The organism is Nocardia sp. NPDC004260 (genome assembly GCF_053603155.1).
Window position 1 is genome coordinate 221,023 of sequence record NZ_JBSGEZ010000003.1, and the last position, 23,933, is coordinate 244,955.

The 23,933-nt window shown below is 68.1% G+C and carries 29 protein-coding genes; 17 read left to right on the forward strand and 12 right to left on the reverse strand.

What is annotated here, in order from left to right:
- Positions 1-61 precede the first annotated feature (61 nt).
- The 3 genes from ACWEO7_RS04010 to ACWEO7_RS04020 all read right to left on the reverse strand — a co-directional run bounded on the left by ACWEO7_RS04010 (position 62) and on the right by ACWEO7_RS04020 (position 2,337).
- Entirely contained in the window at positions 62-1,207 is a 1,146-nt protein-coding gene (locus tag ACWEO7_RS04010) for a glutamate--cysteine ligase (RefSeq protein ID WP_452420563.1), read from the reverse strand.
- 11 nt (positions 1,208-1,218) lie between these two features.
- The gene (sodC, locus tag ACWEO7_RS04015) at positions 1,219-1,905 is read right to left on the reverse strand and encodes a superoxide dismutase[Cu-Zn] (protein WP_452420565.1); all 687 of its coding nucleotides are present in this window, start codon (positions 1,903-1,905) and stop codon (positions 1,219-1,221) included.
- 162 nt (positions 1,906-2,067) lie between these two features.
- Positions 2,068-2,337, reverse strand: coding sequence for a LytR C-terminal domain-containing protein (locus ACWEO7_RS04020; RefSeq protein ID WP_452420567.1), 270 nt, complete (start codon positions 2,335-2,337; stop codon positions 2,068-2,070).
- Here ACWEO7_RS04020 and ACWEO7_RS04025 point away from each other — a divergent pair.
- Positions 2,318-2,620, forward strand: coding sequence for a hypothetical protein (locus tag ACWEO7_RS04025; protein WP_452420569.1), 303 nt, complete (start codon positions 2,318-2,320; stop codon positions 2,618-2,620). The two genes, ACWEO7_RS04020 and ACWEO7_RS04025, sit on opposite strands and share 20 nt — an antisense overlap.
- A gap of 53 nt (positions 2,621-2,673) precedes the next feature.
- On the opposite strand, the gene ACWEO7_RS04030 is transcribed toward ACWEO7_RS04025, so the two are convergent.
- On the reverse strand, positions 2,674-3,027 hold the full coding sequence (locus ACWEO7_RS04030) for a DUF3263 domain-containing protein (protein ID WP_452420570.1): 354 nt from the start codon (positions 3,025-3,027) through the stop codon (positions 2,674-2,676).
- A 181-nt stretch (positions 3,028-3,208) separates the two neighbouring features.
- On the opposite strand from ACWEO7_RS04030, the gene ACWEO7_RS04035 reads away from it, so the two are divergent.
- From ACWEO7_RS04035 to ACWEO7_RS04075, 9 genes are all read left to right on the forward strand, one after another.
- Positions 3,209-3,799: a peptide deformylase gene (locus ACWEO7_RS04035; RefSeq protein WP_452420572.1), complete on the forward strand. Its 591-nt coding sequence runs from the start codon at positions 3,209-3,211 to the stop codon at positions 3,797-3,799.
- A complete protein-coding gene (locus ACWEO7_RS04040; RefSeq protein WP_452420573.1) occupies positions 3,789-4,790 on the forward strand; it encodes an N-acetylglutamate synthase, CG3035 family in 1,002 nt (333 codons plus the stop codon). The genes ACWEO7_RS04035 and ACWEO7_RS04040 overlap by 11 nt, the downstream gene beginning before the upstream one ends.
- 32 nt (positions 4,791-4,822) lie before the next feature.
- Entirely contained in the window at positions 4,823-5,653 is an 831-nt protein-coding gene (locus ACWEO7_RS04045; RefSeq protein WP_452420575.1) for an exodeoxyribonuclease III, read from the forward strand.
- 71 nt (positions 5,654-5,724) lie between these two features.
- Positions 5,725-6,351 (forward strand): TetR/AcrR family transcriptional regulator, encoded by a 627-nt coding sequence (locus tag ACWEO7_RS04050; RefSeq protein ID WP_452420643.1) that lies wholly within the window; start codon positions 5,725-5,727, stop codon positions 6,349-6,351.
- A 65-nt stretch (positions 6,352-6,416) separates the two neighbouring features.
- Complete coding sequence (locus ACWEO7_RS04055) at positions 6,417-7,613, forward strand: homogentisate 1,2-dioxygenase domain-containing protein (protein ID WP_452420577.1); 1,197 nt, start codon at positions 6,417-6,419, stop codon at positions 7,611-7,613.
- Complete coding sequence (gene fahA / locus ACWEO7_RS04060) at positions 7,610-8,788, forward strand: fumarylacetoacetase (protein WP_452420579.1); 1,179 nt, start codon at positions 7,610-7,612, stop codon at positions 8,786-8,788. The genes ACWEO7_RS04055 and fahA overlap by 4 nt, the downstream gene beginning before the upstream one ends.
- A 158-nt stretch (positions 8,789-8,946) precedes the next feature.
- Complete coding sequence (locus ACWEO7_RS04065) at positions 8,947-9,393, forward strand: hypothetical protein (RefSeq protein WP_450015457.1); 447 nt, start codon at positions 8,947-8,949, stop codon at positions 9,391-9,393.
- A 202-nt stretch (positions 9,394-9,595) separates the two neighbouring features.
- On the forward strand, positions 9,596-11,248 hold the full coding sequence (gene thiC / locus ACWEO7_RS04070) for a phosphomethylpyrimidine synthase ThiC (RefSeq protein ID WP_452420581.1): 1,653 nt from the start codon (positions 9,596-9,598) through the stop codon (positions 11,246-11,248).
- 330 nt (positions 11,249-11,578) lie between these two features.
- A complete protein-coding gene (locus ACWEO7_RS04075; RefSeq protein WP_452420583.1) occupies positions 11,579-12,064 on the forward strand; it encodes a nitroreductase/quinone reductase family protein in 486 nt (161 codons plus the stop codon).
- Between the two features lie 94 nt (positions 12,065-12,158).
- Here ACWEO7_RS04075 and ACWEO7_RS04080 read toward each other — a convergent pair whose 3' ends face one another.
- Positions 12,159-12,560: a VOC family protein gene (locus ACWEO7_RS04080; protein WP_452420584.1), complete on the reverse strand. Its 402-nt coding sequence runs from the start codon at positions 12,558-12,560 to the stop codon at positions 12,159-12,161.
- A 57-nt stretch (positions 12,561-12,617) separates the two neighbouring features.
- Here ACWEO7_RS04080 and ACWEO7_RS04085 point away from each other — a divergent pair, with 57 nt between their 5' ends.
- On the forward strand, positions 12,618-13,079 hold the full coding sequence (locus ACWEO7_RS04085) for a MarR family winged helix-turn-helix transcriptional regulator (protein ID WP_452420585.1): 462 nt from the start codon (positions 12,618-12,620) through the stop codon (positions 13,077-13,079).
- Positions 13,080-13,205: 126 nt separating this feature from the next.
- On the opposite strand, the gene ACWEO7_RS04090 is transcribed toward ACWEO7_RS04085, so the two are convergent.
- Positions 13,206-13,763: a TetR/AcrR family transcriptional regulator gene (locus ACWEO7_RS04090; protein WP_452420587.1), complete on the reverse strand. Its 558-nt coding sequence runs from the start codon at positions 13,761-13,763 to the stop codon at positions 13,206-13,208.
- Between the two features lie 39 nt (positions 13,764-13,802).
- On the opposite strand from ACWEO7_RS04090, the gene ACWEO7_RS04095 reads away from it, so the two are divergent.
- Positions 13,803-15,047 carry a KasA/KasB family beta-ketoacyl-ACP synthase gene (locus tag ACWEO7_RS04095; protein WP_452420644.1) on the forward strand — a complete coding sequence of 415 codons (1,245 nt, stop codon included), beginning with the start codon at positions 13,803-13,805 and terminating at the stop codon, positions 15,045-15,047.
- Positions 15,048-15,196: 149 nt separating this feature from the next.
- Positions 15,197-15,991 (forward strand): thioesterase family protein, encoded by a 795-nt coding sequence (locus tag ACWEO7_RS04100; RefSeq protein ID WP_452420589.1) that lies wholly within the window; start codon positions 15,197-15,199, stop codon positions 15,989-15,991.
- Positions 15,992-16,123: 132 nt separating this feature from the next.
- Here the strand turns inward: ACWEO7_RS04100 and ACWEO7_RS04105 are convergent, their stop codons facing one another.
- Both ACWEO7_RS04105 and ACWEO7_RS04110 read right to left on the reverse strand, forming a co-directional pair.
- A complete protein-coding gene (locus ACWEO7_RS04105) occupies positions 16,124-16,300 on the reverse strand; it encodes a hypothetical protein (protein ID WP_452420591.1) in 177 nt (58 codons plus the stop codon).
- Positions 16,301-16,546: 246 nt separating this feature from the next.
- Positions 16,547-17,323 carry an MBL fold metallo-hydrolase gene (locus ACWEO7_RS04110; RefSeq protein WP_452420592.1) on the reverse strand — a complete coding sequence of 259 codons (777 nt, stop codon included), beginning with the start codon at positions 17,321-17,323 and terminating at the stop codon, positions 16,547-16,549.
- Positions 17,324-17,374: 51 nt separating this feature from the next.
- Here ACWEO7_RS04110 and ACWEO7_RS04115 point away from each other — a divergent pair, with 51 nt between their 5' ends.
- Positions 17,375-17,761, forward strand: a complete 387-nt coding sequence (locus ACWEO7_RS04115; RefSeq protein WP_452420594.1) for a MerR family transcriptional regulator — start codon at positions 17,375-17,377, stop codon at positions 17,759-17,761.
- Positions 17,762-17,837: 76 nt separating this feature from the next.
- On the opposite strand, the gene ACWEO7_RS04120 is transcribed toward ACWEO7_RS04115, so the two are convergent.
- Both ACWEO7_RS04120 and ACWEO7_RS04125 read right to left on the reverse strand, forming a co-directional pair.
- Positions 17,838-18,242, reverse strand: coding sequence for a VOC family protein (locus ACWEO7_RS04120; RefSeq protein ID WP_452420597.1), 405 nt, complete (start codon positions 18,240-18,242; stop codon positions 17,838-17,840).
- A gap of 62 nt (positions 18,243-18,304) precedes the next feature.
- Positions 18,305-18,949, reverse strand: a complete 645-nt coding sequence (locus tag ACWEO7_RS04125) for a TetR/AcrR family transcriptional regulator (RefSeq protein ID WP_452420599.1) — start codon at positions 18,947-18,949, stop codon at positions 18,305-18,307.
- Positions 18,950-19,036: 87 nt separating this feature from the next.
- Between ACWEO7_RS04125 and ACWEO7_RS04130 the strand changes: the two genes are divergently transcribed.
- Positions 19,037-20,119, forward strand: coding sequence for an epoxide hydrolase family protein (locus tag ACWEO7_RS04130; protein ID WP_452420602.1), 1,083 nt, complete (start codon positions 19,037-19,039; stop codon positions 20,117-20,119).
- A gap of 106 nt (positions 20,120-20,225) precedes the next feature.
- Complete coding sequence (locus ACWEO7_RS04135) at positions 20,226-20,849, forward strand: NAD(P)-dependent oxidoreductase (protein WP_452420604.1); 624 nt, start codon at positions 20,226-20,228, stop codon at positions 20,847-20,849.
- A gap of 56 nt (positions 20,850-20,905) precedes the next feature.
- Here ACWEO7_RS04135 and ACWEO7_RS04140 read toward each other — a convergent pair whose 3' ends face one another.
- Positions 20,906-22,042, reverse strand: a complete 1,137-nt coding sequence (locus tag ACWEO7_RS04140; RefSeq protein ID WP_452420606.1) for a GTP-binding protein — start codon at positions 22,040-22,042, stop codon at positions 20,906-20,908.
- A gap of 89 nt (positions 22,043-22,131) precedes the next feature.
- Between ACWEO7_RS04140 and thiD the strand changes: the two genes are divergently transcribed.
- Positions 22,132-22,977: a bifunctional hydroxymethylpyrimidine kinase/phosphomethylpyrimidine kinase gene (gene thiD / locus ACWEO7_RS04145; RefSeq protein ID WP_452420608.1), complete on the forward strand. Its 846-nt coding sequence runs from the start codon at positions 22,132-22,134 to the stop codon at positions 22,975-22,977.
- Positions 22,978-23,118: 141 nt separating this feature from the next.
- Here thiD and ACWEO7_RS04150 read toward each other — a convergent pair whose 3' ends face one another.
- The gene (locus ACWEO7_RS04150) at positions 23,119-23,865 is read right to left on the reverse strand and encodes a TetR/AcrR family transcriptional regulator (RefSeq protein WP_452420609.1); all 747 of its coding nucleotides are present in this window, start codon (positions 23,863-23,865) and stop codon (positions 23,119-23,121) included.
- Positions 23,866-23,933: the final 68 nt, after the last annotated feature.

Here is a 23,933-nt window from a genome sequence, read left to right on the forward strand (position 1 = left end):
GTGGGGTGAACGTCATCCCCCTGGCCAGCTGAACAGCAACCGACCTATACGCGGCCGATCGCTACTGTTTCAGCTCCTCGACCAGCGCGTCCACCACCGCGACCAGATCTCCCTGCGATGCTGCGGCAACCCGGCGCTGCCGCTGGTAGGAGGCTCCCCGCTTGGGGATCTCGGCGACCAGCGCGAGTTCGTCCGCGCAGCCAAGCCGGGCCGCCGTCGGCTCCAGCCGGTTCAGCAGATCCGCCAGGTCGTCGGTGACCAACCGCTCGTTGCTGTCGGCATCGGTGATGATGATCGCATCCAGCCCGTAACGCGCGGCGCGCCACTTGTTCTCCTGGACGTGCCACGGCGGCAGGGTGGGCAGTTCCTCGCCGTTCTCGACGCGGCGGTCGAGGTCGACGATCAGGCAATGGATGAGCGCGGCCATCGCGGCGAGCTCGGCGCGCGTGGAGATCCCGTCGCACACCCGGACCTCGATGGTGCCCCACTTCGGCGCCGGGCGGATGTCCCAGTGCATGCCGCCGAGCTGCGTGAAGACACCGGTCTTGATCTGATCGTGCACGAAATGCTCGAACTGGGTCCAGTTCTCGAACTGGAACGGCAGGCCCGCGGTCGGCAACTGCTGGAACATGAGCGTCCGGTTGCTCGCGTAGCCGGTGTCCGATCCCGCCCACATCGGCGAGCCCGCCGACAGCGCGAGCAGATGCGGATACGACAGCAGCAACGAGTTGAGGATCGGAAACACCTTGTCGCGGTGGGAGACTCCGACGTGCACGTGCACGCCCCAGATCATCATCTGGCGACCCCACCACTGGGTGCGCTCGATCAGCTCGTCGTAGTGCTCCGATCGGGTCAGCTGCTGGGCCGACCATTGCGCGAACGGATGGGTGCCCGCGCAGAACAAGTCGACACCGAGTTGCTCGGCCGCACGGCGCACCGTGTTCATCGTGCCGGTGAGGTCCTCCACCGCCGCGCCGACGGTCTCGTGCACCCCGGTGACGAGTTCGACGGTGTTGCGCAGCAATTCCTTGGTGACCTGGGGTGTGCCGTCGTGGGCACGGAGGTCACCGAGTGAATCGAACACCGCCGCAGCGGTATTCGACAGGTCGCGGGTCACCTTGTCGACCAAGGCGATCTCCCATTCGACCCCGATGGTGGGCCGGGGCGAACCATCGAAGGGAACGTGTTCGATTCCTGCCCCGGCCATATACCACCGCGCTATTGGATCACGCCACAAGCGACACGGCCACCCGCGTCACCCGTCGCTAGGGTCGTCTCATCGGGACCCGCGACGCCATCGGCACGGAAGTAACGGTTGGGAATGTTGCCGAAGTTGTCGGCGTCGGCGTGGATGATCAGGGCCTTGCCCTTCACGTCGTCCAGCGTCACCGCGTCGGTGGTGGTGACCAGCTTGGCGACGCCGTCGCCGCGCACCTCGAGCGAGGTCAGATCGCCGCTGGCCGGATGCGCGTTGGCGCTGCCGACCTGCAGGTGACCACCGGCGGACAGGAAGTCGCCCGCCGGGCCGCCGGTCGGCGCGACGGAGTTCGGCTCGCACTTGCCGACCTGGTGCACGTGCAGGCCGTGGAAGCCGGGGCGCAGGCCGTGCGCCTCGACGGTGAGCTGCAGGTGGTTGCCGTCCTTGGCGAAGTTCGCGGTGCCGACCGCGGCGCCCGAGGGGTCCTTCAGCTGCACGTTCACGCCCTGCTCGGCGGCCGGGGAGCCACCGTGCTGGGTGCTCGACTGCGCGGCCGGAGCGGGCGACCCGCTCCACACCGGCGGGGTCGTTCCCTGGACGTCACTCGACTCCTGGCTGTTCGAGCAGGCGGCGAGGCCGAAGACCGCGACCGCGAGCACCGGGGTCACAGTCCGCCAGGACGGGCGTCGAGTTGTGGACGAGGCCATCGGGGAACTCCTTTACGAGTACCGAGTTTACGAGTAAGGGCGGGTGGACACGTTCGTTACGGGACAAGATGATGCCACGCCGTCCCGCCGTGCCCCCGACAGGGCGGCGCGCCCTAACTCGTGTTCGCTGGTCCGGGCGTGCGACCAGCGGCCACATATGGGTCAGTTACCCGTGACGATCACCGTTACACCCGGCGCGGTATCCCCGATCGCACTCGACTTCGGTGCCACCGACGCGCCGAGCTGGTCCGCGATGGCCTGCGCGGCCTCCTTGTCGCCGGACGAATCGCCGTAGTAGACCGTGGTTTTGGCGATGTTCGAGCCCGGGTAGTTGCCCGTTTCCGCGATCGTCCAGCCGCTCGCCTCGAGCTGGCCTGCCGTTTTCGCCGCGAGTCCGGCCACCATGCTGTTGTTGAGTACGCGCACCGGCACCGAACGCGCCGCCGTGGTGGTGGTCGACGCGGCGGCACTGGTCGCCGTCCCGGTCGCCACCGCGGTGGACGAGGTGGGCGCCTTGGGTACGGTGGTGCTCGCCGGGACCTGCGGCGCGGCGCTCGCGCTCGAGGTCGGCGATGCGCTGGTTCCCGAGGCGTCGGTGTCGGCGTCGGAACTCGACAGCGACATCGCCCCGAGACCGGCGAAGACGATGGCCAACGCGATCAGCACCATCGCCAGGGCGCGCAACGGTGGCCCACCGGAGGTGGGATTCGGGTAGCTCACCTTCGCGAGCCTAGTCGCACGGGACGGGTCCGGGTCCGCATCGCCGGGTCAGACCTGGAATCCCAGCCGCCGCGCCGCGCGCGCCTTCTGCCTGCTCGCTCGCAGCCTGCGCAGCCGCTTGACCAGCATCGGGTCGGCCGCCAGCGCCTCCTGCCGATCGACCACCGCGTTCAGCACCTGGTAGTACCGGGTCGGCGACATGGCGAACAGCTCGCGGATCGCCTCTTCCTTGGCCCCGGCGTACTTCCACCACTGCCGCTCGAAAGCCAGGATGTCGAGTTCGCGACGGCTCAGTCCGTCGCCGTCGGCCTGTCCGGCCGAAGCGTGCTCCGTCGTGCCATCTTCGCTCGCGGAAGGGCCGTTGTGGGTCGCGGAAAGATTCCGTGCCGCTGCGCCGTCCATCTCGCTCCTCGCCGAGTGACCACCAGACGAAAATGGTGCTTGTACGTCGCGGAACATTCAACCACGCGCGCGAGGAATCGCCGGGCCCGCAGCGCGGCGTGTTCCCTACCCGCCGGTAGCCGCGGTCTCCACTTCGGCACCCGGGAAGCTGTGACGTGGCGCCCACGGCAATAATTGGCCCATGGCAATCCTCCCGATCGTGATCGTCGGCGACCCGGTTCTGCACAATCCGACCGAGCGGGTCACTCGATCGCCGGAGGAATTGGCTCCGCTCATCGCGGACATGTTCGAAACGCTCGACGCCGCGCACGGCGTCGGGCTCGCGGCCAACCAGGTCGGCGTCCCGCTTCGCCTGTTCGTCTACGACTGCCCCGACCTCGGCGCGGACGGCACCGCGACCCGACGACGCGGGGTGGTGGTCAATCCGGTGCTGGAGACCTCGGAGATCCCGGAGACCATGCCCGACCCGGACGACGACGAGGAGGGCTGTCTGTCGGTGCCCGGCGAGCAGTTCCCCACCGGCCGCGCCGAATGGGCGAAGGTGACCGGCACCGACGAGAACGGCGAGCCGGTGGAGGTGGAGGGCAAGGGCTTCTTCGCCCGCATGCTCCAGCACGAGGTCGGGCATCTGGACGGGTTCCTCTACGTGGATGTGCTGATCGGCCGTAACGCGCGGGCCGCCAAGAAGGCGATCAAACGCAACGGCTGGGGCACACCGGGTCTGAGCTGGCTGCCCGGCACCGACCCCGACCCGTTCGGGCATGACGACTGACCCCGCCGCCGGCCTGCCCGATATTCCGCTCGGCCGCCGCGTGGTGCTGCGCTATCAGCTGCCCGCGGGTTATCCACAACCGCTGACCGACGTGATCGGCGAACTCGTCTCCCTGGACCCGCCGACCGTGCGCGGCGCGGGCGGCGAGCTCGTCTCGGTGGCGCCGGAGCGCGTGGTCGCGCTGAAAGCCATCGGTCCGAGGCCGATTCGCATCCGAGAGATCCGCGCGCTGGAGGCCGCGGCCGCCTATGGCTGGCCGGGCGTCGAACACGCGTGGATCGACGGCTGGCTGGCGCGCGCGGGCAACGGATACACCGGGCGCGCGAATTCCGCTGTGCCGCTGGGCAGCTCCGATGGACCCGCCACCGTGTCGGCGGAGACGCTGCACCGGATCGGCGAGTGGTACACCGCGCAGGGCCTGCCCGTGCAGCTCGCGCTGCCCGATCGGCTGGCCCCGGTGCCGCCCGGCTGGCACAGCTGGCGAGAGACGGCCGTGCTGGCTCTCGATATCGACAATTTCGTGCTGCCCCAAGGCCCTTCGATGGTGCGGATCGCGCCCGCTCCCGACGCCGACTGGCTGGAGACGCACCGCTACGACGGCGAAGAACCCGGCGCACGGACGATTCCCGCGCCCGATCCCGAGGTACTGACCGCGGTCCTCAACGGTGAACTCGGCTTCGCTTCGCTCGGCCTGCCGCGTCCCATCGCGATCGGCCGCGGCGCGCTCACCACCGCCCCGGACGGACGCCGCTGGATCGGCCTCACCTGCGTGGCCGTCGCCGCCGCGCACCGCAGGCACGGGCTCGGCTCGCTGGTCTGCGCCGAACTGATCCGCTGGGGCCGCGACCGCGGCGCGACGCACGCCTATCTCCAGGTGGAAGCCACCAACGAGCCGGCCCGCGCGATGTACCGCGAACTCGGCTTCATCGAACACCACACCTATCGCTACGCCGCGCCGGAACCGCTCGCCGGGCCCGGCGGCCTGCGGTAGAACAGACCTGTCACCCGCGAAGGAAGGCCGCAGTGCGTCTCGCCACCTGGAATGTCAACTCCATTCGCTCCCGGCTCGACCGCGTCGCGGACTGGCTCGACCGCCAGGACATCGACGTGCTGGCCATCCAGGAGACCAAGTGCCGCGACGACCAGTTCCCGTTCGAGCGCTTCGACGAACTGGGCTACGAAGTCGCTCACCTGGGGATCAACCAGTGGAACGGGGTGGCGATCGTCTCCCGCGTCGGTCTCTCCGACGTCGAGTTCGCCTTTCCCGGCCAGCCCGGCTTCGACAAGGACGCGGGCGAGTCGCTGATCAGCACGCCGGTCGTCGAGTCCCGCGCGATCGGGGCCACCTGTGGCGGCGTGCGGGTGTGGAGCCTGTACGTGCCCAACGGCCGTATGCTGGGCGATCCGCACTACGCCTACAAACTGGAATGGCTTGACGCCCTGCGCGACAACGGCGCGCGCTGGCTGGCCGACGACCCGCAGGCCAAGATCGCGCTGGTGGGCGACTGGAACATCGCGCCGACCGACGACGATGTGTGGTCCGTGGAGTACTTCGCCGAGAAGACGCACACGTCGCAGCCGGAGCGCGATGCCTTCCAGGCCGTCGTGGACGCCGGATTCGCGGATGTCATGCGTCCGTTCGCGCCGGGACCGGGCGTCTACACCTACTGGGACTACACCCAGCTGCGCTTCCCGCGAAAAGAGGGGATGCGCATCGATTTCATCCTCGCCTCTCCCGCGCTCGCCGCCACCGTATCGGACGCGACGGTCGATCGTGAGGCGCGAAAGGGCAAGGGCGCCAGCGACCACGCCCCGGTGATCGCCGAGTTCGCCGACGAACCCGGGCGCTCGTGACCCGCCCGGCGCAGCCGCCTTTCCCCCGCCGCAGCAGCGGCAACCGGGCCACCGGCGGCAGGCTGGGCGGTATGGGCGCCGACCCGGCCGTGCGGCAACGGCAGCGCGCACAGCATCTCGGCCCGGAGCGCCGCCGTCCGCAGGTGCTCGACACCGCGCTCGCCATCGCCGTGGAGAACGGCATCGCCGCGGTCACCATGGCCGCCATCGCGGAGCGGATGAAGGTGACCAGGCCGGTGGTCTACGCCTGCTTCGCCGATCGCGTCGAGCTGATCGAGGCGCTGATCCAGCGCGAGGAGGGCTACCTGGTCAGCGGCGTGCTCGAGGTGGTGAAGCCACGGGACGTCGACGCCGACGAAACCGTGTTCGTCCAGGGATTCCGCGCTCTGCTGACGAAGGCCGCGAGCCGGCCGGACGCCTGGCGGCTGGTCTACGGCAATCCCGACCCCGCCGTCGCGAATTCCTTCGGGCGCGGACGCGCGCTCGTCATCGAGCGCTGTACCAAACTCCTGCGCCCGACGCTGCGCGCCTGGGGCACGGTGGACGCCGAGCACAAGTTGCCGGTGCTGGTGGAGCAGTGGGTCTCCGCGGGCGAGGCCGCCGTACGCGCGCTGCTCGCGGACCAGGACGGCTGGACACCGGCGGATCTCGGCGCGTTCGTCGGGGCCGCGGTCTACCGGGCCATGCGAAACGCCTGATAGGGGATTCGGCCGCACTACGATGGTGATCAACTACCCGACCACCGGCTGGCGGAGGAACGGTCATGGCGTTCTATCGGCAAGTGGGTGCGGTACCGCCGAAGCGGCACACCCAGCATCGTGACGAGCAGGGGCGGCTCTACTACGAGGAGCTGATGGGCGAGGAGGGCTTTTCCGGCGACTCCTCCCTGCTCTATCACCGTGGCCTGCCCCCGGCACTGGTCGATTCGACGGTATGGGAGCTGCCCGATCAGCGGACCACGCCGAACCATCCGCTGCGTCACCGCCATCTGCGCCTGCACACGCTGTTCCCCGGCGACACCCCGGCGGAGACCGATCCGGTGACCGGCCGACGCCTGCTGCTGGGCAACGCGGACGTGCGCATCTCGTATGTGGTCGCGAAGGGCGGTTCGCCGCTGTACCGCAACGCGATCGGCGACGAGCTGGTCTATGTGGAGTCGGGCGCGGCGGTGGTGGAGACCGTGTTCGGCGCGCTGCCCGCACAGCAGGGCGATCAGGTGCTCATCCCGCGTGCCACCACACACCGCTGGCGGCCCACCGGCCCGGAACCATTGCGGGCGTACGCGATCGAAGCGACAGGTCACATCACGCCGCCCAAGCGCTATCTGTCGAAGTTCGGCCAGTTGCTCGAACACGCCCCGTATTGCGAGCGCGACCTGCACGGACCCACCGAGACCATCAGCGCGACCGGCACCGAAGTGGAAGTGCTGGTCAAGCACCGCCCCGGCGGCCAGGTCGTCGGCACGCGGATGGTCTACGCCGCGCACCCGTTCGACGTGGTCGGCTGGGACGGCTGCCTGTATCCGTTCACCTTCAATATCGCCGACTTCGAACCGATCACCGGCCGCATCCACCAGCCGCCGCCGGTCCATCAGGCGTTCGAGGGCGGCAACTTCGTCGTCTGCAATTTCGTTCCGCGCAAAGTGGATTACCACCCGCTGTCGATCCCGGTGCCGTACTACCACTCCAACGTCGATTCCGACGAGGTCATGTTCTATTGCGGCGGCAATTACGAAGCGCGCAAAGGCTCGGGAATCACGCAAGGCTCGGTGTCGGTGCACCCCGGCGGTTACGCCCACGGTCCACAGCCCGGCGCGTACGAGAACAGCATCGGCATCGAGTACTTCGACGAGCTGGCCGTCATGGTGGATACCTTTCGCCCGCTGGAGCTCGGCGAAGGCGCGCTGGCTTGCGAAGACCCGACCTATGCGTGGAGCTGGTCGGGGCGAGGCCCCGCGTGAGGACCGCGGTGGAGGTAGCGCCGGAGTCGCAGTTCGGTCCGGACAACTTGCCCTACGGGGTGTTCGCGCCGACCGGAGAAGGCCCCCGCGTGGGGGTGCGGCTCGGCGAACATGTCATCGATTTGGCTGTGCTGCTGGATGATTCGGTTTTCGCCGAACCGAGCCTGAACGCCTTCCTCGCGCAGGGACCCGTGCGCTGGCGGACGGTGCGCGAGCGGATTCGTGAAGCGGTCGACGGCGAACTGGACGACGCCGCGGTGCATCGGCTGTCCGACGTGGTGTTGCGGCTGCCTGTGCGTATCGGCGATTACGTGGACTTCTACGCCAGCATCGACCACGCGACGAACCTCGGCCGCCTGTTCCGGCCGGACGGCGACCCGCTGCTGCCGAATTGGCGCCATCTGCCGGTCGGTTATCACGGGCGGGCGGGCACCGTGGTGGTGTCCGGCACCGATGTGACGCGTCCCTGCGGACAGCGCGGAACCGGCTCCGGCGCATCGGATTTCGGCCCGTCGCGGCGGCTGGACATCGAAGCCGAGCTCGGATTCGTGATCGGCGTCGGCTCGCGGCTCGGCGTACCGGTGGAGATCGATGAGTTCGCCGACCGGGTCTTCGGCGTCGCGCTGGTCAACGATTGGTCCGCCCGCGACATCCAGGCCTGGGAGTACCAGCCGCTGGGCCCGTTCCTCGGCAAGTCGTTCGCGACCTCGATATCGCCGTGGATCACGCCGCTTGCTGCCTTGGAGTCGGCGCGCATACCGCTGCCCGAGCAGTCACCCGCGCCTCTGCCCTACCTGCTCGGCACCGAGCACTGGGGCCTGGACATCGAACTCACCGTGACGTGGAACGGACAACCTGTCACTTACCCGCCCTACTCCCGGATGTACTGGTCACCGGCGCAGATGCTGGCTCATCTCACGGCGAACGGCGCATCGACGCGCACCGGCGATCTGTACGCCTCGGGCACCATCTCCGGCCCCGAACCCGGCCGGCGCGGATCGTTCATCGAGTTGTCCTGGGGCGGCAGCAGGCCGGTATCGGTCAACGATCAGCAACGCACCTTCCTCGAGGACGGCGACGCGGTGACGATCACGGCCTCGGCCCCGGGCCCGGGTTCGACCAGGATCGGATTGGGCGAGGTCACCGGCCGGATCCTTCCAGCACACCCACGCTGAACACGTTCGGTCTCGGCCCACCGGATACCGGTTTCGACGACAGCCGCGCATGAGAACGGCGTTCTCCGGGTACGCCGCTACCCGAGCGCCTCGATCTCCGCCGCCGGCCGACCGCGGAGTTCACGGCCGCACCCATCCTCCGGACAAGGAGCGAGGTCATGACCGATCGCCCGGCCGCTCAGCACCGCCGCCCCGATGGCGTCGACGACGGCACCGTCGCCGCCACCGGCAAACTCTCGGAGGCCCTGGAGATCGTCGAACGCGCCCGCGGCCACCTGTACTCCTTCCACCAACTGACCGGCGGGGCCGATCTGGCGCTCGACATAGCGGTGGAGCTGTTCCGCGCGGCGGGTCACGCGCACATCGCCGATCGGATCTCCGCCGAGTTGATCGGGCGGAACGTATTGGCCGGACGCTGGACATTCCAGATCGTCGAGGAATACGACGACGGTTACTACGACCTGTTCCGCGACATCGAGCGCGCCGCCCGCGACGAACTGCTCGACGGCCGCCGCCACATCTACGAGGCCGAGATGAAAGAAGCACGCCGCACCCACGGCGCGCCGGGACATTCGGCCACCCCGCAGCCGGCGGAAGACCCCTGATTCCCACGCCGTTGCCTGCGACTTCACGCGATCCCGCCGAATCGCCGGGCAGACGCTCGGCGGGTCCGGGTATGGTCGGGCGGGAAAATTTCACAAACCAACGGGGGCTCGCACCAGCGGGCTGAGAGGACGGCTAGCCGAGAGGCGTCAGGGCCGTCGACCGTATGAACCTGACCGGGTAATGCCGGCGTAGGGAGGAAATATGGCACGCGCCGCTGCGTCCGACGGCGGATCCGCACCCGTCGACAGCGTCACCACCGGCCCGATCGAGGGCAGCGTCAAGCACTATCTCCAGGTCGATGACCTGCGCATTCCGGTGCGCCGGATCAATCTGACCAATGGCGAGCACTTCGACGTCTACGACACCTCGGGCCCGTACACCGACGAGTCGGCGACGATCGATCTCGAAGGCGGGCTACCGAAACTGCGCGACACATGGACCAGACCCGAGGGGAAGGGCCCGCGTACTCAGCTCGCCTGGGCCCGCGAGGGCATCGTCACGCCTGAGATGCGTTTCATCGCCGCACGGGAAGGCGTCTCGCCGGAATCGGTGCGGGAAGAGGTCGCCGCGGGCCGCGCGGTGATCCCGGCCAACCACAAGCATCCGGAGCTCGAGCCGACCATTATCGGCAAGAAGTTCCTGGTCAAGATCAATGCGAACATCGGCAACTCGGCCGTGTCCTCCTCCATCGCCGAGGAGGTGGAGAAGATGGTGTGGGCCACCCGCTGGGGCGCGGATACCATCATGGACCTGTCCACCGGCAAGAACATCCACGAGACCCGCGAGTGGATTCTGCGCAACTCCCCCGTCCCGGTCGGCACCGTGCCGATCTACCAGGCGCTGGAGAAGGTGAACGGCGACCCGACCGCGCTGACCTGGGAAATCTACCGGGACACCGTGATCGAGCAGTGCGAACAGGGCGTCGACTACATGACCGTCCACGCGGGCGTGCTGCTGCGCTACATTCCGCTGACCGCCAAGCGGGTGACCGGCATCGTCTCGCGCGGCGGATCCATCATGGCGGCCTGGTGCCTCGCGCATCACCAGGAATCGTTCCTCTACACGCACTTCCCGGAACTCTGCGAGATCCTGGCCCGCTACGACGTCACCTTCTCCCTCGGTGACGGCCTGCGGCCCGGCTCCATCGCCGACGCCAACGACGAGGCGCAGTTCGCGGAACTGCGCACCCTGGGCGAACTGACCAAGATCGCGAAATCCCATGGCGTGCAGGTGATGATCGAGGGCCCGGGGCACGTGCCGATGCACAAGATTGTGGAGAACGTGCGGCTCGAGGAGGAGCTGTGCGAGGAGGCGCCGTTCTACACCCTCGGCCCGCTCGCCACCGACATCGCCCCCGCCTACGACCACATCACCTCCGCGATCGGCGCCGCCATCATCGCGCAGGCGGGCACCGCCATGCTCTGCTACGTCACGCCGAAGGAACACCTCGGCCTGCCCAACCGCGACGACGTGAAGGTCGGCGTGATCACCTACAAGATCGCCGCACACGCCGCCGACCTGGCCAAGGGCCATCCGCACGCACAGCAGCGCGACGACGCGCTGTCCCAGGCCCGCTTCGAATTCCGCTGGCGCGACCAGTTCGCGCTGTCCCTCGACCCGGACACCGCGCGCGAGTACCACGACGAGACGCTGCCCGCCGAACCCGCCAAGACCGCACACTTCTGCTCCATGTGCGGCCCCAAGTTCTGCTCGATGCGGATCTCCGCGGACGTGCGCGAATACGCCGAGCGCCAGGGCTTGAACGACGCCGAGGCGCTGGAGGCGGGCATGGCGGAGAAATCCGCCGAGTTCGCCAGCCACGGCAACGCCGTCTATTTGCCCGTGGTCTCGTAATCGGCCACCCGCTGCCCGCCGCATCCCGACGATGTGGCGGGCGGTGGGACGGTACCGACGCTGGTTCACCGCATGGGTTCTCGTGGCCGCCGACACCGTGCTGATCCCCCGGCCGAATCAGTCGATCGGAAGCCGGCAAGCCGCACCCGGCAGTCGAGGCCGCCGCTGGGGCCGTGCACGGGGCTGAGCCCAGAAAAGATGTCGCAGCTGCTTAGCAGGTCGAATGCTTTGGCGCAGTGTTGGATTGATGTCGCAGTGGGAGAACCGCAGTGACGGTGGACGTTCTGTACTGTATGCGGTGCTGCTGGCGCACATGAGGTAGGTGGGTGTATGGACAGCGTGCGAGGTCTGCTTTATGCGGCGAAACGCCGGATGTATCGGGGGAACCGGCCGGGGACGTTCGCCCGGGTGCTGAACCGGGCTTCGGAGTGGATGTATTCGGCGGGTGTGCTGTCTCCTGGCTATGCCATGACTCTGGAAGTGGCCGGTCGGCGCACCGGGCGTCCGGTGACGCTGCCGATCGTGGTCGCCGAGTACGAGGGTCGGCGTTACCTGGTGTCGATGCTGGGCCGGGACGCGGGGTGGGTGCGCAACGTCTCCGCGGCCCATGGCCGGGCGTTCCTGCACCGGCGCGGCCGCGAAGCGGTACGGCTCGCCGAGGTGGAGGTGGGGGAACGGGCGCCGATCCTGCGCCGCTACCTTGCCGTCGCTCCCGGTGCCCGCCCGCACTTTCCGATCGACCGCACCGCCTCCCTCGACGAGTTCGCGCGGATCGCCGACCAGTACCCGGTTTTCCGGGTCGAACCCGCAGGTTAGCTCGCGCAGGCAACCGCGCCCGGATGCGGGCCACACCGCCTGAGGTCGATCGCTGGTGGCGCTCACCGCATGAGCGCGTCCGATCTTCGAGCACTCAATAGGACTGGAGTTCGATCAGCGTGCCCTCGGGGTCACGCAGGTGGGCGGTGCGCAGCCCGGGGCCCCACTGCGGGCGATCGGCCGGACCCGCTACTACGGTCGCACCATGCTTCGCGCACAGCTGCGCGCCCGCGTCGACATCGCGCACCCGGCAGACGAACATGACGGCGTCCTGCGACGGTGCGGCAGGCAGCGTAGACGTGCCGATGACCTCAGCCATCGCGGCGCGATCGAAGAGCACGAGTACGCCTTGGTCCGCGACGTCCCAGTTCGCGTATGGACCGGCGACGGTTCCCTTGACGAGGGTCGCCCCGATCAGCTCGGGCAGCACCGCCGCGTAGAAGTCGAAGCATTCGGCGAAGCGAGTGACCAGGAGTCTCGGATGTAGCGCGTCCACAGTGATCTCCGATTAGTTGGTTCAGACCTATTGTAGGTTTGCTCCTACAATAGTTCCATGGGTACCGAACGCGCACTCCCACCGAGCCTGCTCGGCCTCGACATCTACCTCCTATCGCGGGTCGGCAAGGCCGCGCGCACCGGGTTCGCCGACCGCCTCGCCGCTCGCGGCCTGCGCCTGTGGCACATGGCGATCCTCGCCGCGCTCGCCGACTTCGGCCCACATGCACAGCGGGACTTGGCCGAGCGCCTGACCATCCATCCCAGCGACGTGGCCAAGGTCGTCGACGAACTCGAGACCGCCGGTCAGGTGGAACGTGCGCGAGACGAGCGCGACCGTCGCCGGATCACCGTGCGCCTCACCCGGACCGGCCGTACCGCGTTGCGCTCCCTCGATCGCGAAGCCGGTCGGGTCGGCGACGAGATCCTCGCCCCGCTCGACCCGGCGGAGCGAGAGCAGCTGCATGCGATGCTGGAACGTCTCTTCGCCTATGCGTACCCGGAGTCCCGCACCGAGTGATCGTCTCCGCGCGAGACCATGCGGCTACGCGGGCGACTCATGATCACCGCGCTCTCGTCACACAGCGAGTCGAACGCGCGGCCACCCTCACCGGCCGCACCCGCGCCCGGACGCCGCTGAGAAAGTTCAGCGCACCGTCTGTTCGATCAAGCGGCGGGCCGCGCGATCGGTGCGCTCGACCTCGCCGGTGATCAGCCGGTCCTGCAAAATGCCGCGCAGGCCCGAAATCAGAAGCGTGGCGACGACTTCCGGGTCATCGACGGAATCGAGGCCGCGCAGTCCGTCGGCCAGCGCCGATACGAAGACGGCGATGGCCGAGTTGGCGTAATCGGCATACGGACTGCGTGGTGCACAGGCCGCGCCGAGCACCTGGAGCATCACCCGGACGCTCGTGCGGCCGTCGCCCGCGGCGTTGGCGGTCCAGAAGTCCCACAGCCGCTCGCGCAGGTCCGAAGCGTCGCCGATGTCGGCGAATACGGCCGCGATGTCGGGTCGCTGCGTCGCCAGCGCCTGGACCAGCAACTCCTCCTTGGTCGTGAAGTAGTAGATCAGCATGCGCGAGCTGGTGCCGAGTTCGGCGGCCAGCGGGCGCAGCGACAGGTCCGCGAGGCCGTGATCGGCGATGTAGCGCACGACGGCGGCGAGCAGTTCGGCGCGTTTGACGTGGTCGAGGGGGCGGGCCATGAGTTGACTGTAGCGATCGGTACAGGTATTCATGACATCGTGACTGTAACAATCGCTTCAGAAACTCGGGATTCGGTCGTGGTCACCGGATACGCGGCGACCACGTCGCTGGCCGACGACATGGACACGACCTGGTCCGAATTGCTGGCGGGGCACAGCGGGATCGGTGCGCTCGAGGACGATTTCGTGGCCGAGTACGACCTGCCGGTCCGCATCGGCGGCAAGTTGCAGTCACAACCCGGCGCGGAACTGAGCCGGGTCGAACAGCGCAGACATTCCTACGTCGAGCAGATGGCGCTGGTGCTCGGCCGCCGGGTCTGGCGCGCGGCGGGCGCGCCCGAGGTGGACGGCGAACGCTTGGCGGTGGCGATCGGCACCGGGCTCGGCGGTGGTGACGCGCTGATCTCCGCGGTCGACGCGATGCGCGCCGGTGGCTACCGCAAGGTGTCGCCGATGTCGGTGCCGATGGTGATGCCGAACGGTCCGGCCGCCACCGTGGGGCTCGAGATCGGGGCCAGAGCAGGCGTTTTCGCTCCGGTCTCGGCGTGCTCGTCGGGTTCGGAGGCGATCGCGCACGCCTGGCGGCTGATCACCACCGGCGAGGCGGACGTAGTGGTGGCGGGCGGGGTCGAAGGACACATCGACGCCGTGCCCATCGCGAGCTTCGCCATGATGCGCGCCATGAGCACCCGCAACGACGAACCCGAACGCGCGTCCCGCCCGTTCGACCGGGATCGCGACGGGTTCGTCTTCGGCGAGGCCGGCGCGCTGCTGGTGCTCGAGTCCGAGCGGCACGCACGCGCGCGCGGCGCGACCGTGTACGGGCGGGTACTCGGCGCGGGCATCACGTCCGACGCCTATCACATCGTCGCCTCCGAACCGGAGGGGCTCGGCGCGGCCCGCGCGATGCGCAAGGCCATCGAGACCGCGGGACTGCGCGCTTCGGACATCCAGCATGTGAACGCCCACGCCACGTCGACCTCCATCGGCGACGCCTCGGAGGCCAACGCGATCACCTCCGTCGTGCCCGACGCCTCGGTCTACGCTCCGAAATCCGCGCTCGGTCACTCGATCGGGGCGGTCGGCGCGTTGGAATCGCTGGTCACCATGCTCACCCTGCGCGATCAGGTCGTCCCGCCGACGTTGAACCTCGACAACCTCGATCCGGAGATCGATCTCGACATCGTCTCGGGCTCGCCGCGTACTCAACACATCGATTTCGCACTGAACAACTCGTTCGGTTTCGGCGGGCACAACGTCGCGCTCGCGTTCGGCCGGGTCTGATCCCGAGCCCGTTCCGGGGCGGGTTACCGTCGTTGTGCAAGCGACCGATCGGCCCGAAGGATGGACAGCGACGTGAGCGAGCGTCAGCGAAGCAACCGAGGACACGGCGCGCAGGCCCGCACTCAGCCGGGCGCGGGCGAGGCACGGTCATGACTGACGCCTTCTACCTACCCGATCCCGACCGGCCGGACCGATTCATCTCCACCGAGTTCACCCGTGGCCCCTGGTCGCCGGACGCCCAGCACGCCGGTCCACCGTCGGCGCTGCTCGGGCACGTGATCGAGCGGTGCGAGCCACGGCCCGGGTTCCAGGTCGGCCGGGTCGCCGTCGAGATCCTCGGCCCGGTGCCGCTGGAACCGCTCACCGCCCGGGCGCGCGTCGTACGTCCCGGCCGCAGCGTCGAACTCATCGAAGCGACGCTGTCCACCGAGCGCGGGCCGGTGATGCGGGCGAATGCCTGGCGATTCAAGCTGGCCGAGCCGGAATTGCCACTGCCGAACCACTTCTCGCCGACCGGCACCCGCCCTGGCCCGGAGCAGGCGGACGCGCCCGAGCCATTCCCGTCCACCCAGCCGATCGGCTTCCACACCGCCATCGATTACCGCTTCGTCAGCGGTTCCTTCGCCGAGCCCGGCCCGGCGATCTGCTGGATCAGGATCAAGCACCCGATCGTCGCCGGAACCGATCCGAGCCCACTGGAGCGCACCCTCGCGGCCGCGGACTCCGGCAACGGCGTCAGCGCGGTCCTGGACTGGTCGAAGTACTTGTTCATCAACACCGACCTGACGGTCACCCTGCACCGCCAGCCCGCAGGCGAATGGGTCTGCCTCGACGCCGTCACCTACCCCCAACCCCATGGCATAGGCATGGCCGAATCGGCGCTCTACGACGAAAAGGGCCCCTTGGGCCGCAGCACGCAAACCCTCTTCCTCGGCAACCGATAACCGAGGCAGACCCCACTCGGCGTTCGTCGCCGCCGCCGTTACGGACGGGTCGAGAACATGGACGGACCGACTATCGCTCTCGGCGCTGGTCGATAAGCGTCAGAAGTTGCCGGTCGGGCGTCCGGCGGTACTTCATCCGCACACTCTCGAAGCTCGTTTCAGCGCGCCGAGGAACTGCAAACAGTCGCCACCGTGCCCGGCATGCTGCGTCAGAATGATCCTCGCGACATCGAGCGAGATTTCACCTGGCTGTTCGCCACAGATGCGATGGCGGATTCGCACAATATCCGCGCTGACCGGCTGACTCATCGTCCCCTCCGCCGCGCGCGTTCGTCGGGGACTATATGCCGAGTCTTCGAGACGATGTGGTCCAGCGCTCGGGAGGTGTCGCCGTCATGACAGCGAGTCGGGACAGGTTACTCGAAATCGCCAGTTCCGCTGTTGAGCAGGGAGCCGACTTCTTCATACCGCCGATCGAGGAACGATCCGCGCCAAGGGCGATCGCGATTATGTGACCAGCCTTGGTGGCAGTGGGCTGGCGGCTGGGGAACCACCTCAGTCGCCCACCGCCGCGATACCCGGGTCGTGTGCATTGACGAGCCGAACCGACCCCTCTGCGGCCAGTTCGGCCAGCAGCCGCTGCGTGTGCAGTCTTGCTACTTCATCGTGCTGCGTAGACGCGGCGAACGCCTCGACCGCCGCGGGTGCGGTGCAAGCGAGTTGGGCGTGGTGGTGGATCGCGTCACCGACGTGCAGAAGTTCCTGACCGGCGTTCGGGTCGGCGATCACTACGCCGGCGTGGCCCGGCGAGTGGCCGGGCAGAGCGACCAGCCGGACCGATTCCGGAATGTCTTCCAGCGTCCAGGTGGAAAACCCCCGCCAATCGGCAGCCGGCTTCGGTGTCGGAGCCCACAGCACCCCATGGGACCACTGTGCGGGGAGGACTCGGTCCTTGCCCTCGTCGACTACGGCGCGACACGCGGGGCTGGCGTGCACGCGCACCCACGGGAAGTCGGCCAGGCCGCCGACGTGGTCGCGGTGGTGGTGGGTGAGGACCACGTCGGATAGATCGCGCGGATTGCGCCCCAACGCCTTCACCTGGGCCAGCAGGGTCTCGCTTGGGTCCAGCGCCGGGTTGACGCGCCTCAGCCAGTCCTGCCCCAAACGTTCCTCGGGAGACTCGATGTCCTTGTGGCCGATACCTGTGTCGACAGCGACCAGGCGGTCGTCCACCTCGATGAGCAGGCAACGGCAGATGAAATGAGGAACGCCGAAGACAGCCTCGCCGCCGGGGACGTTGAGGGTTCCGCAGTTGATTTCATGGATTTGCACTCACCAGATGCTAGAAGTTCGTGTCGACACGAAGTCAACGACAATGGTCCCGTGCCCAAGGAACTACTGAGCATCGGTGACGCCGCCGAGCACCTCGGGGTATCGACCCACCTTCTGAGACATTGGGAAACCGTGGGAATCGTCACCCCGCATCGCACAGCGGCCGGGGCTCGACGTTACGACGCGCAATCACTGGATGCACTATCCATCGCCCTCAAGTGCCAACAGGCGGGCATGCCGCTCGACGTGATCGCTCGCCTGCTCAATGGTGACCGCAGACAACGCCGACAGCTGGTCGCCGAGCAGCGCGAGGCAATCAACCGGCAACGCGCCCAACTCGCACAGACCGCCAACTACCTCGACCATGTCTTGGAGTGCTCGCATCCGATCGTGCGTGATTGCCCCGCATGCCGGGACTTCGCGGCATCAACGTCCTGACCCGCAAGAACTAGGGAGGCGGTCGGGCAGGAGGCGCTGCCGGAGAACGAGCGCCGCATCGCCGGTCGAAATCAGGTCACGGACGGGTCGAGATCTGTTGGACACTCCAGCCGTTGCCATCCGGGTCGGTGAAGAAGAATCCGACGTTGTCCAAGGGGTCGGGCGTGGGGGTCGGATTTTCGCCGAGGACTTGGATTTCGGTGAGTTCGACGCCTCGGGAGGTCAGTTCCTCATGGGCTTTGCGCAGGTCGTTGACTACCAGTTGGAGGCCTCGTTGGGATCCGGGGCGCATGTCCGGCACCGCGCCTCGGCCGATCACGATCGAGCAGCCCGAGCCGGGCGGGGTGAGCTGCACTATGCGCACGTCCTCGGCGATCTTCGTGTCGTGGTCGACGGCGAAGCCGAGTTGCTCCGCGTAGAACTGCTTGGCTCGGTCGATGTCCGACACGGGCACGATCACGACCTCGAGTGTCCAGTTCACGGCACTTCCTTTCGGCGGACTGCGGTATTCGTACCAGTTCGGACCGGTTCACCCCGGGAAATTCATCGCCGTGCCCACCGCCAAGAGAACTCGTCCGGCGCGGGCGGTGGGCCGGGGAGTTCGCCGTCGGAGCTCAGCCCGGCGACGAGCATCGCGAGCACGCGGCGGCGCAACTGGACCGTGCGCTCGGGGTCGGGCACCGCGACCGCCGCGCAAGATTCCAGGATCAGGCCGAGATCCTGCGGGGTGACGTCGGGACGCAGCTTGCCGGTGGCGTGGGCGCGGCGCACGAGTTCCTCGGTCGCCTCGCCGGAGCGCAGGACGTCGGGGAGGATCGATTCGTCGGGGGTGAACGTGCCCGCGAGGTGCACGGCGAGGGAATGCACGTCCGCGTCCACCACGCGCTCCAAGAAGCCGACGAGTCCGCGCCATCCGTCCGAATCCTCCAGCGCCGCTTCGGCTTCCGCGTTATATCGGCGCAGGCCGTCATGGCAGAGCGTGCGCAGCAGCACCTCCTTGCTCGGATAGCGGCGGTAGAGCGCGCTGATCCCGACGCCCGCGCGTTCGGCGACGGCGGAGATCGGGGCCGTCGCGTCGGCGAGGAAGACCACGCGGGCGGCCTCCAGGATCAAGCCGTCGTTGCGGGCCGCCTGCGCCTTGCGGCCGGGCAAACCCTTCTGAGCTGGGGCGTCGGATGTTCTCGGCATGGATTCAGCGTAGCACTTGAAACGGAATACTCTGTTCTGTTACTGTTGGAACAGAACAGAGTATTCCGTTTCAACAAGGAGCCCGACATGACCGCGATCACCCCCTTCCGCATCGACATCGACCAGGCCGAGCTGGACGATTTGCGCGACCGGCTCGCACGTACCCGGTGGGCTCAGCAGATCCCGGGTTCGGGCGACACCTACGGGGTGAGCGTCGAGCGCGTGCGCCACCTGGTCGATTACTGGCGCGACGGGTTCGACTGGCGCGCGGTCGAGAACGCGCTGAACGCCTACCCGCAGTTCACCACCGAGATCGACGGCCAGAACATCCACTTCCTGCACGTGAAATCCGCACGAGAGGACGCCTTTCCGCTGATCCTCACGCACGGCTGGCCCGGCACCTTCGTCGAGTTCGTCGGCATCATCGAGCCGCTCACCACGGCCGGATTCGATCTGGTGATCCCCTCGGTCCCGGGGTACGGCTTCTCCGGCCCCACCACCGAGGCGGGCTGGAACGACGCCCGCATCGCCCGCGCCTGGGCGGAGCTGATGCGGCGGCTCGGCTACGCCCGCTACGGCGCGGTGGGCAACGACGGTGGATCGCAGATCTCGCCGGAACTCGGGCGGGTGGCTCCGGAGAACGTCGTCGGCGTGCACGTCGCGCAGGTGTACTCCTTCCCGTCCGGCGACCCGGCCGAACTGGCCGATCTCGACGAGGACGAGCAGCGGTCGCTGGCCACCCTGGACTGGTTCGTGAAGAACAAGATGGGCTTCAACGTGCTGCAATCCCAGCAGCCGCAGACGCTGGCGCACGCGATCACGGATTCGCCCGCCGGATTGGTCGGCTGGAACGGCCAACTGCTCGGCCCGGATCTGGACGACGACTTCGTGCTGACCAATATCGCGATCCACTGGCTCACCGGCACCGCGGGCTCGGCGATCCGGCACTACTTCGAGAAGGACAAGGCCGAGCACCCCACCGCGCCGAGCACGGTTCCGCTCGCGCTGTGCGGCTCCTCCGGCGATTTCCACGGCATCCGGCGCTTCGCCGAGCGCGATCACAACATCGTCTCGTGGCGCACGCACGATGTGTTCACCCACTACCTGCACCATGTGGCGCCCGCGCTCATGACGGAGGAGATCACGGAGTTCTTCGCGAAGCTGCGCTGAGACAGTCGCTTATGGCATCGAGAGTCGCGGCCATGGTTCGTCTCGATTCCCGCTGATGTACTGGATTCATCAACAGCACAACAGCTTTCGAACAAGGAGAGAAACCATGCGAATCGCGGTCTTCGGAGCCACCGGTACCGTCGGTCGTCTCGTCGTCGAGCAGGCGTTGCGGGAGGGTCACGAGGTGACGGCCTTCACCCGCAGCGCCACGAGCGTCACGCAGCGGCACGAGCGGCTGCGCGTCGTGGAAGGCGATGTGCTGGACACGAATTCGGTGCAGCGCGCGGTGGAGGGACAGGACGCGGTGCTGGTCTCGCTCGGCAACGGCCGCAAGGGCGTGGTCCGGGCGGGCGGCACCAAAGCGATCATCGAAGCGATGCGGCGGACGGGCGTGAAACGGCTGATCTGCCAGACGACGCTCGGTGTGGGCGACAGCAAGGGCAACCTGAACTTCCTGTGGAAGTACGTGATGTTCGGGTTGCTGCTGCGCCCGGCCTATGCCGACCACGTCGAGCAGGAGGAGTACGTCCTGGCCAGCGACCTGGATTGGACGATCGTGCGGCCGAGCGCGTTCACCGACGGACCGGCCACCGGCAGCTACCGGCGCGGGTTCCCGGCGGACGAGCCCGGACTCACCCTGAAGATCTCCCGCGCCGACATCGCCGACTTCATGATCGAGCAACTGACCGACACCACCTACCTGCGCCAGGCGCCGGGCATCTCGAACTGAGCGCGCCATGCGGCGGCACGAAAGCGGCCCACGCCTGGAGCGTGGGCCGACGCACCTCATGCGTGCTCGTGCGGTTCGCCCCAGGCCGGGAACGGATCGGGATACTCCGCCCACGCACCCGGTCCCTCGGCGAACTCCGCCTCGGTGAGCAGGGCGCCGTCCAGCAGTGCACGCACCTTCTCGCAGTCCAGCCCGATCCCGATGAACACGATCTCCTGCCCCGGCGGCACCTCCAGCGACGACCACCAGGCGGCGGGTTCGAAAACCAGGTTCGGTCCCGCTTGCGACCACACCGCGGCCAGCGTCGAACGGCTCGCGATCCAGCAGAATCCCTTGCTGCGCAACAGACCGCGCAACCGCTCCAGCGCGCCGGAAAGGCGCAGTGGATGGAACGGCCGATCGGCGGTGTAGGTGAGGCTGCGGATGCCGTACTCCTCGGTCTCCGGCGTGTGGCCGCCTGCGAGTTCCTCCGCCCACCCTTCGGCCGCCGCGGCGACCAGCGGGTTGTAGCGGCCGGTGTCGAGCACCTCGCGCAGGTCGACCACACCGTTGCTGGTGCGCAGCACGTGAGCGCGCGGATTGAGCCTGCGCACCGTGGCCTCCACCGCGCCCGCCGCCGCGACGCCGACCAGGTCGGTCTTGTTGACCAGCACGACGTCGGCGAACTCGGCCTGATCCACCAGCAGGTCGGCGATGGTGCGCGCGTCGCCCTCGCCCGCTTCCGGATTCCGCTCGGCCAGCGCTTGGCCGCGCGCCACTTCCGCGAGGAAGGTCGAGGCGTCGACCACGGTCACCATGGTGTCCAGCCGGGCGACGTCGCCGAGCCGGAACCCGTCCTCGAACTCCCAGTCGAAGGTCGCGGCCACCGGCATCGGCTCGGAGATGCCGGTGGACTCGATCACCAGCTGATCGAACCGGCCCTCGCGGGCGAGCCGGGCCACCGCCTCGATCAGGTCCTCGCGCAGGGTGCAACAGATGCAGCCGTTGGTCAGTTCGACCAGCTTCTCTTCGGTGCGGTCGAGGTGGCCTTGGCCCGCGACCAGCGCGGCGTCGATGTTCACCTCACTCATGTCGTTGACGATCACCGCGACCCGGCGGCCCTCCCGGTTGGCGAGGATGTGGTTGAGCAGCGTCGTCTTGCCCGCACCGAGGAAGCCGGACAGCACGGTGACGGGAAGCAGATCGGAGTCCATGACGTTAATGATAACGATTTTCATTTTATCTCTACGGGCGGGTCCGGTTGCTCGTAGCGGGAGAACGACGTCGCCGTAGGGTTTGGGTCGTGAAATTGCTGCCATTGCCCGCCGAGGGGCAGACCCCCGTCCGGGCGCTCACCATTGCCGGTACCGATTCCGGCGGAGGCGCCGGAATTCAAGCCGATACCCGCACCATGGCGCTGTGCGGCGTGCACGCCCTGGTCGCGGTCGCGGCGGTGACCGTGCAGAACACGGTGGGCGTCAGCGGTTTCCACGAGATTCCGCCGCAGGTCGTGGCCGCTCAGGTGCGCTCGGTCGCCGGGGACATCGGGGTCGGCGCCGCGAAGACCGGCATGCTGGCCTCGACCGCGATCATCGAGGCGGTCGCGGAGGTGTGCCGGGAGGTCGGCATCGGCCGCGATGGCGAGATTCCGCTGGTCGTCGATCCGGTGGCGGCCTCCATGCACGGCGACCCGCTGCTGCACGCCGAAGCGTTGGACGCGCTGCGCAGCACCCTGATTCCGCTCGCGACCGTGGTGACGCCGAACCTGGACGAGGTCCGCCTGCTCACGGGCATCGAGGTAGCGGACGACGATTCGGCGCGGCGCGCGGCCGAGGCGCTGCACAAGCTGGGACCGCGGTGGGCGATCGTCAAGGGCGGGCACCTGCGTTCCTCCGAATACAGCACCGACCTGCTGTTCGACGGCGAGCAATTCCTCGAGTTCACCGCGCCGCGCATCGCGACCGGCAACGACCACGGCGGCGGCGACACGCTGGCCGCCGCGATCACCTGCGCACTCGCCCACGGCTGTCCGGTGCCCGAAGCGGTCGAGTTCGCCAAGGAGTGGACCTACCGTTGCTTGGCAGCGTCCTACGATCTCGGCGCGGGCCATGGGCCGGTGTCCCCGCTGTGGCGGTTGCACCGGAGCTGATCGGCGCCATTTCTTGTCGGTGGGCGCTGCGATACTGAAGACGTCGCCGACACGGATGGCTTCAACGGCGAGGCGATCGGAACAACGACGTTCGGCGTGGACGCGGCACGACCTCGGCGCCCGGCCCGGGGGGCGCTCCGGTCACAACGTGAAAACGGCAAGATGCAGCGGACGATCGGCCGCGATGGCGATGCCGTGCAGCCGAGCGCTCGCCGCCACCAGCGCGAAGATGGTCTCGCTCAGATAGTCGGCGAACTGCTCGGCCGTCATGGCGGGCGGCTCCAGCCGGTTCACTCCCGGCCACCAATCGGTGGCCGAGGCCACCGCGCCGAAGATCGAATAGATCACCAACTGCACGTTTTCGACCCGCACCGACTCGTCGTCCACGACGCCTGCGAACAACTCGGCGGCGCGCCGGGCGGACTGCCTGGCCGATTGCAGCACGCGATCGGCGTCGTCGGACCGTTGCGTGAAGTGGCTGTGCAGCATGAACCGGAAGACGTTCGGCTGCCGCGACACCACCAGCACGTATTCGGACGCGGCGCGGCGCACCAGGTCACCGGCCGAGTCGCCGGTGAGGTCGAAGCTGGTCATGACCTGTTCCCAGAGCAGGTCGCGAACCCGGTCCACGATCGCGTTGTAGAGGTCGGTCTTGTCTTCGAAATGGCGATACAGCTTCGGTTTGGCCGCGCCCGCCTCCTTGGCGATGTCGCCCATGCTGACGGCGGGACCGAATTTGTCGAGGGCGCGGAACGCCGCGTCCACGAATTCCTCGCGCACCTTTCTGCGATGCTCGCGCCAGCGCTCGGTGCGGGCGTCCACGCGTTTCGGCGGCTGGTCGTCTTCCGTCCGGCCGCGCAGCATCACGAATCCGGATGCTACCTGCACCGAGCAGCACCGATAACCGGACGTCCGCCGGGCATTCACCCGGCGATCCCGAGCTACCAGGAACCTCA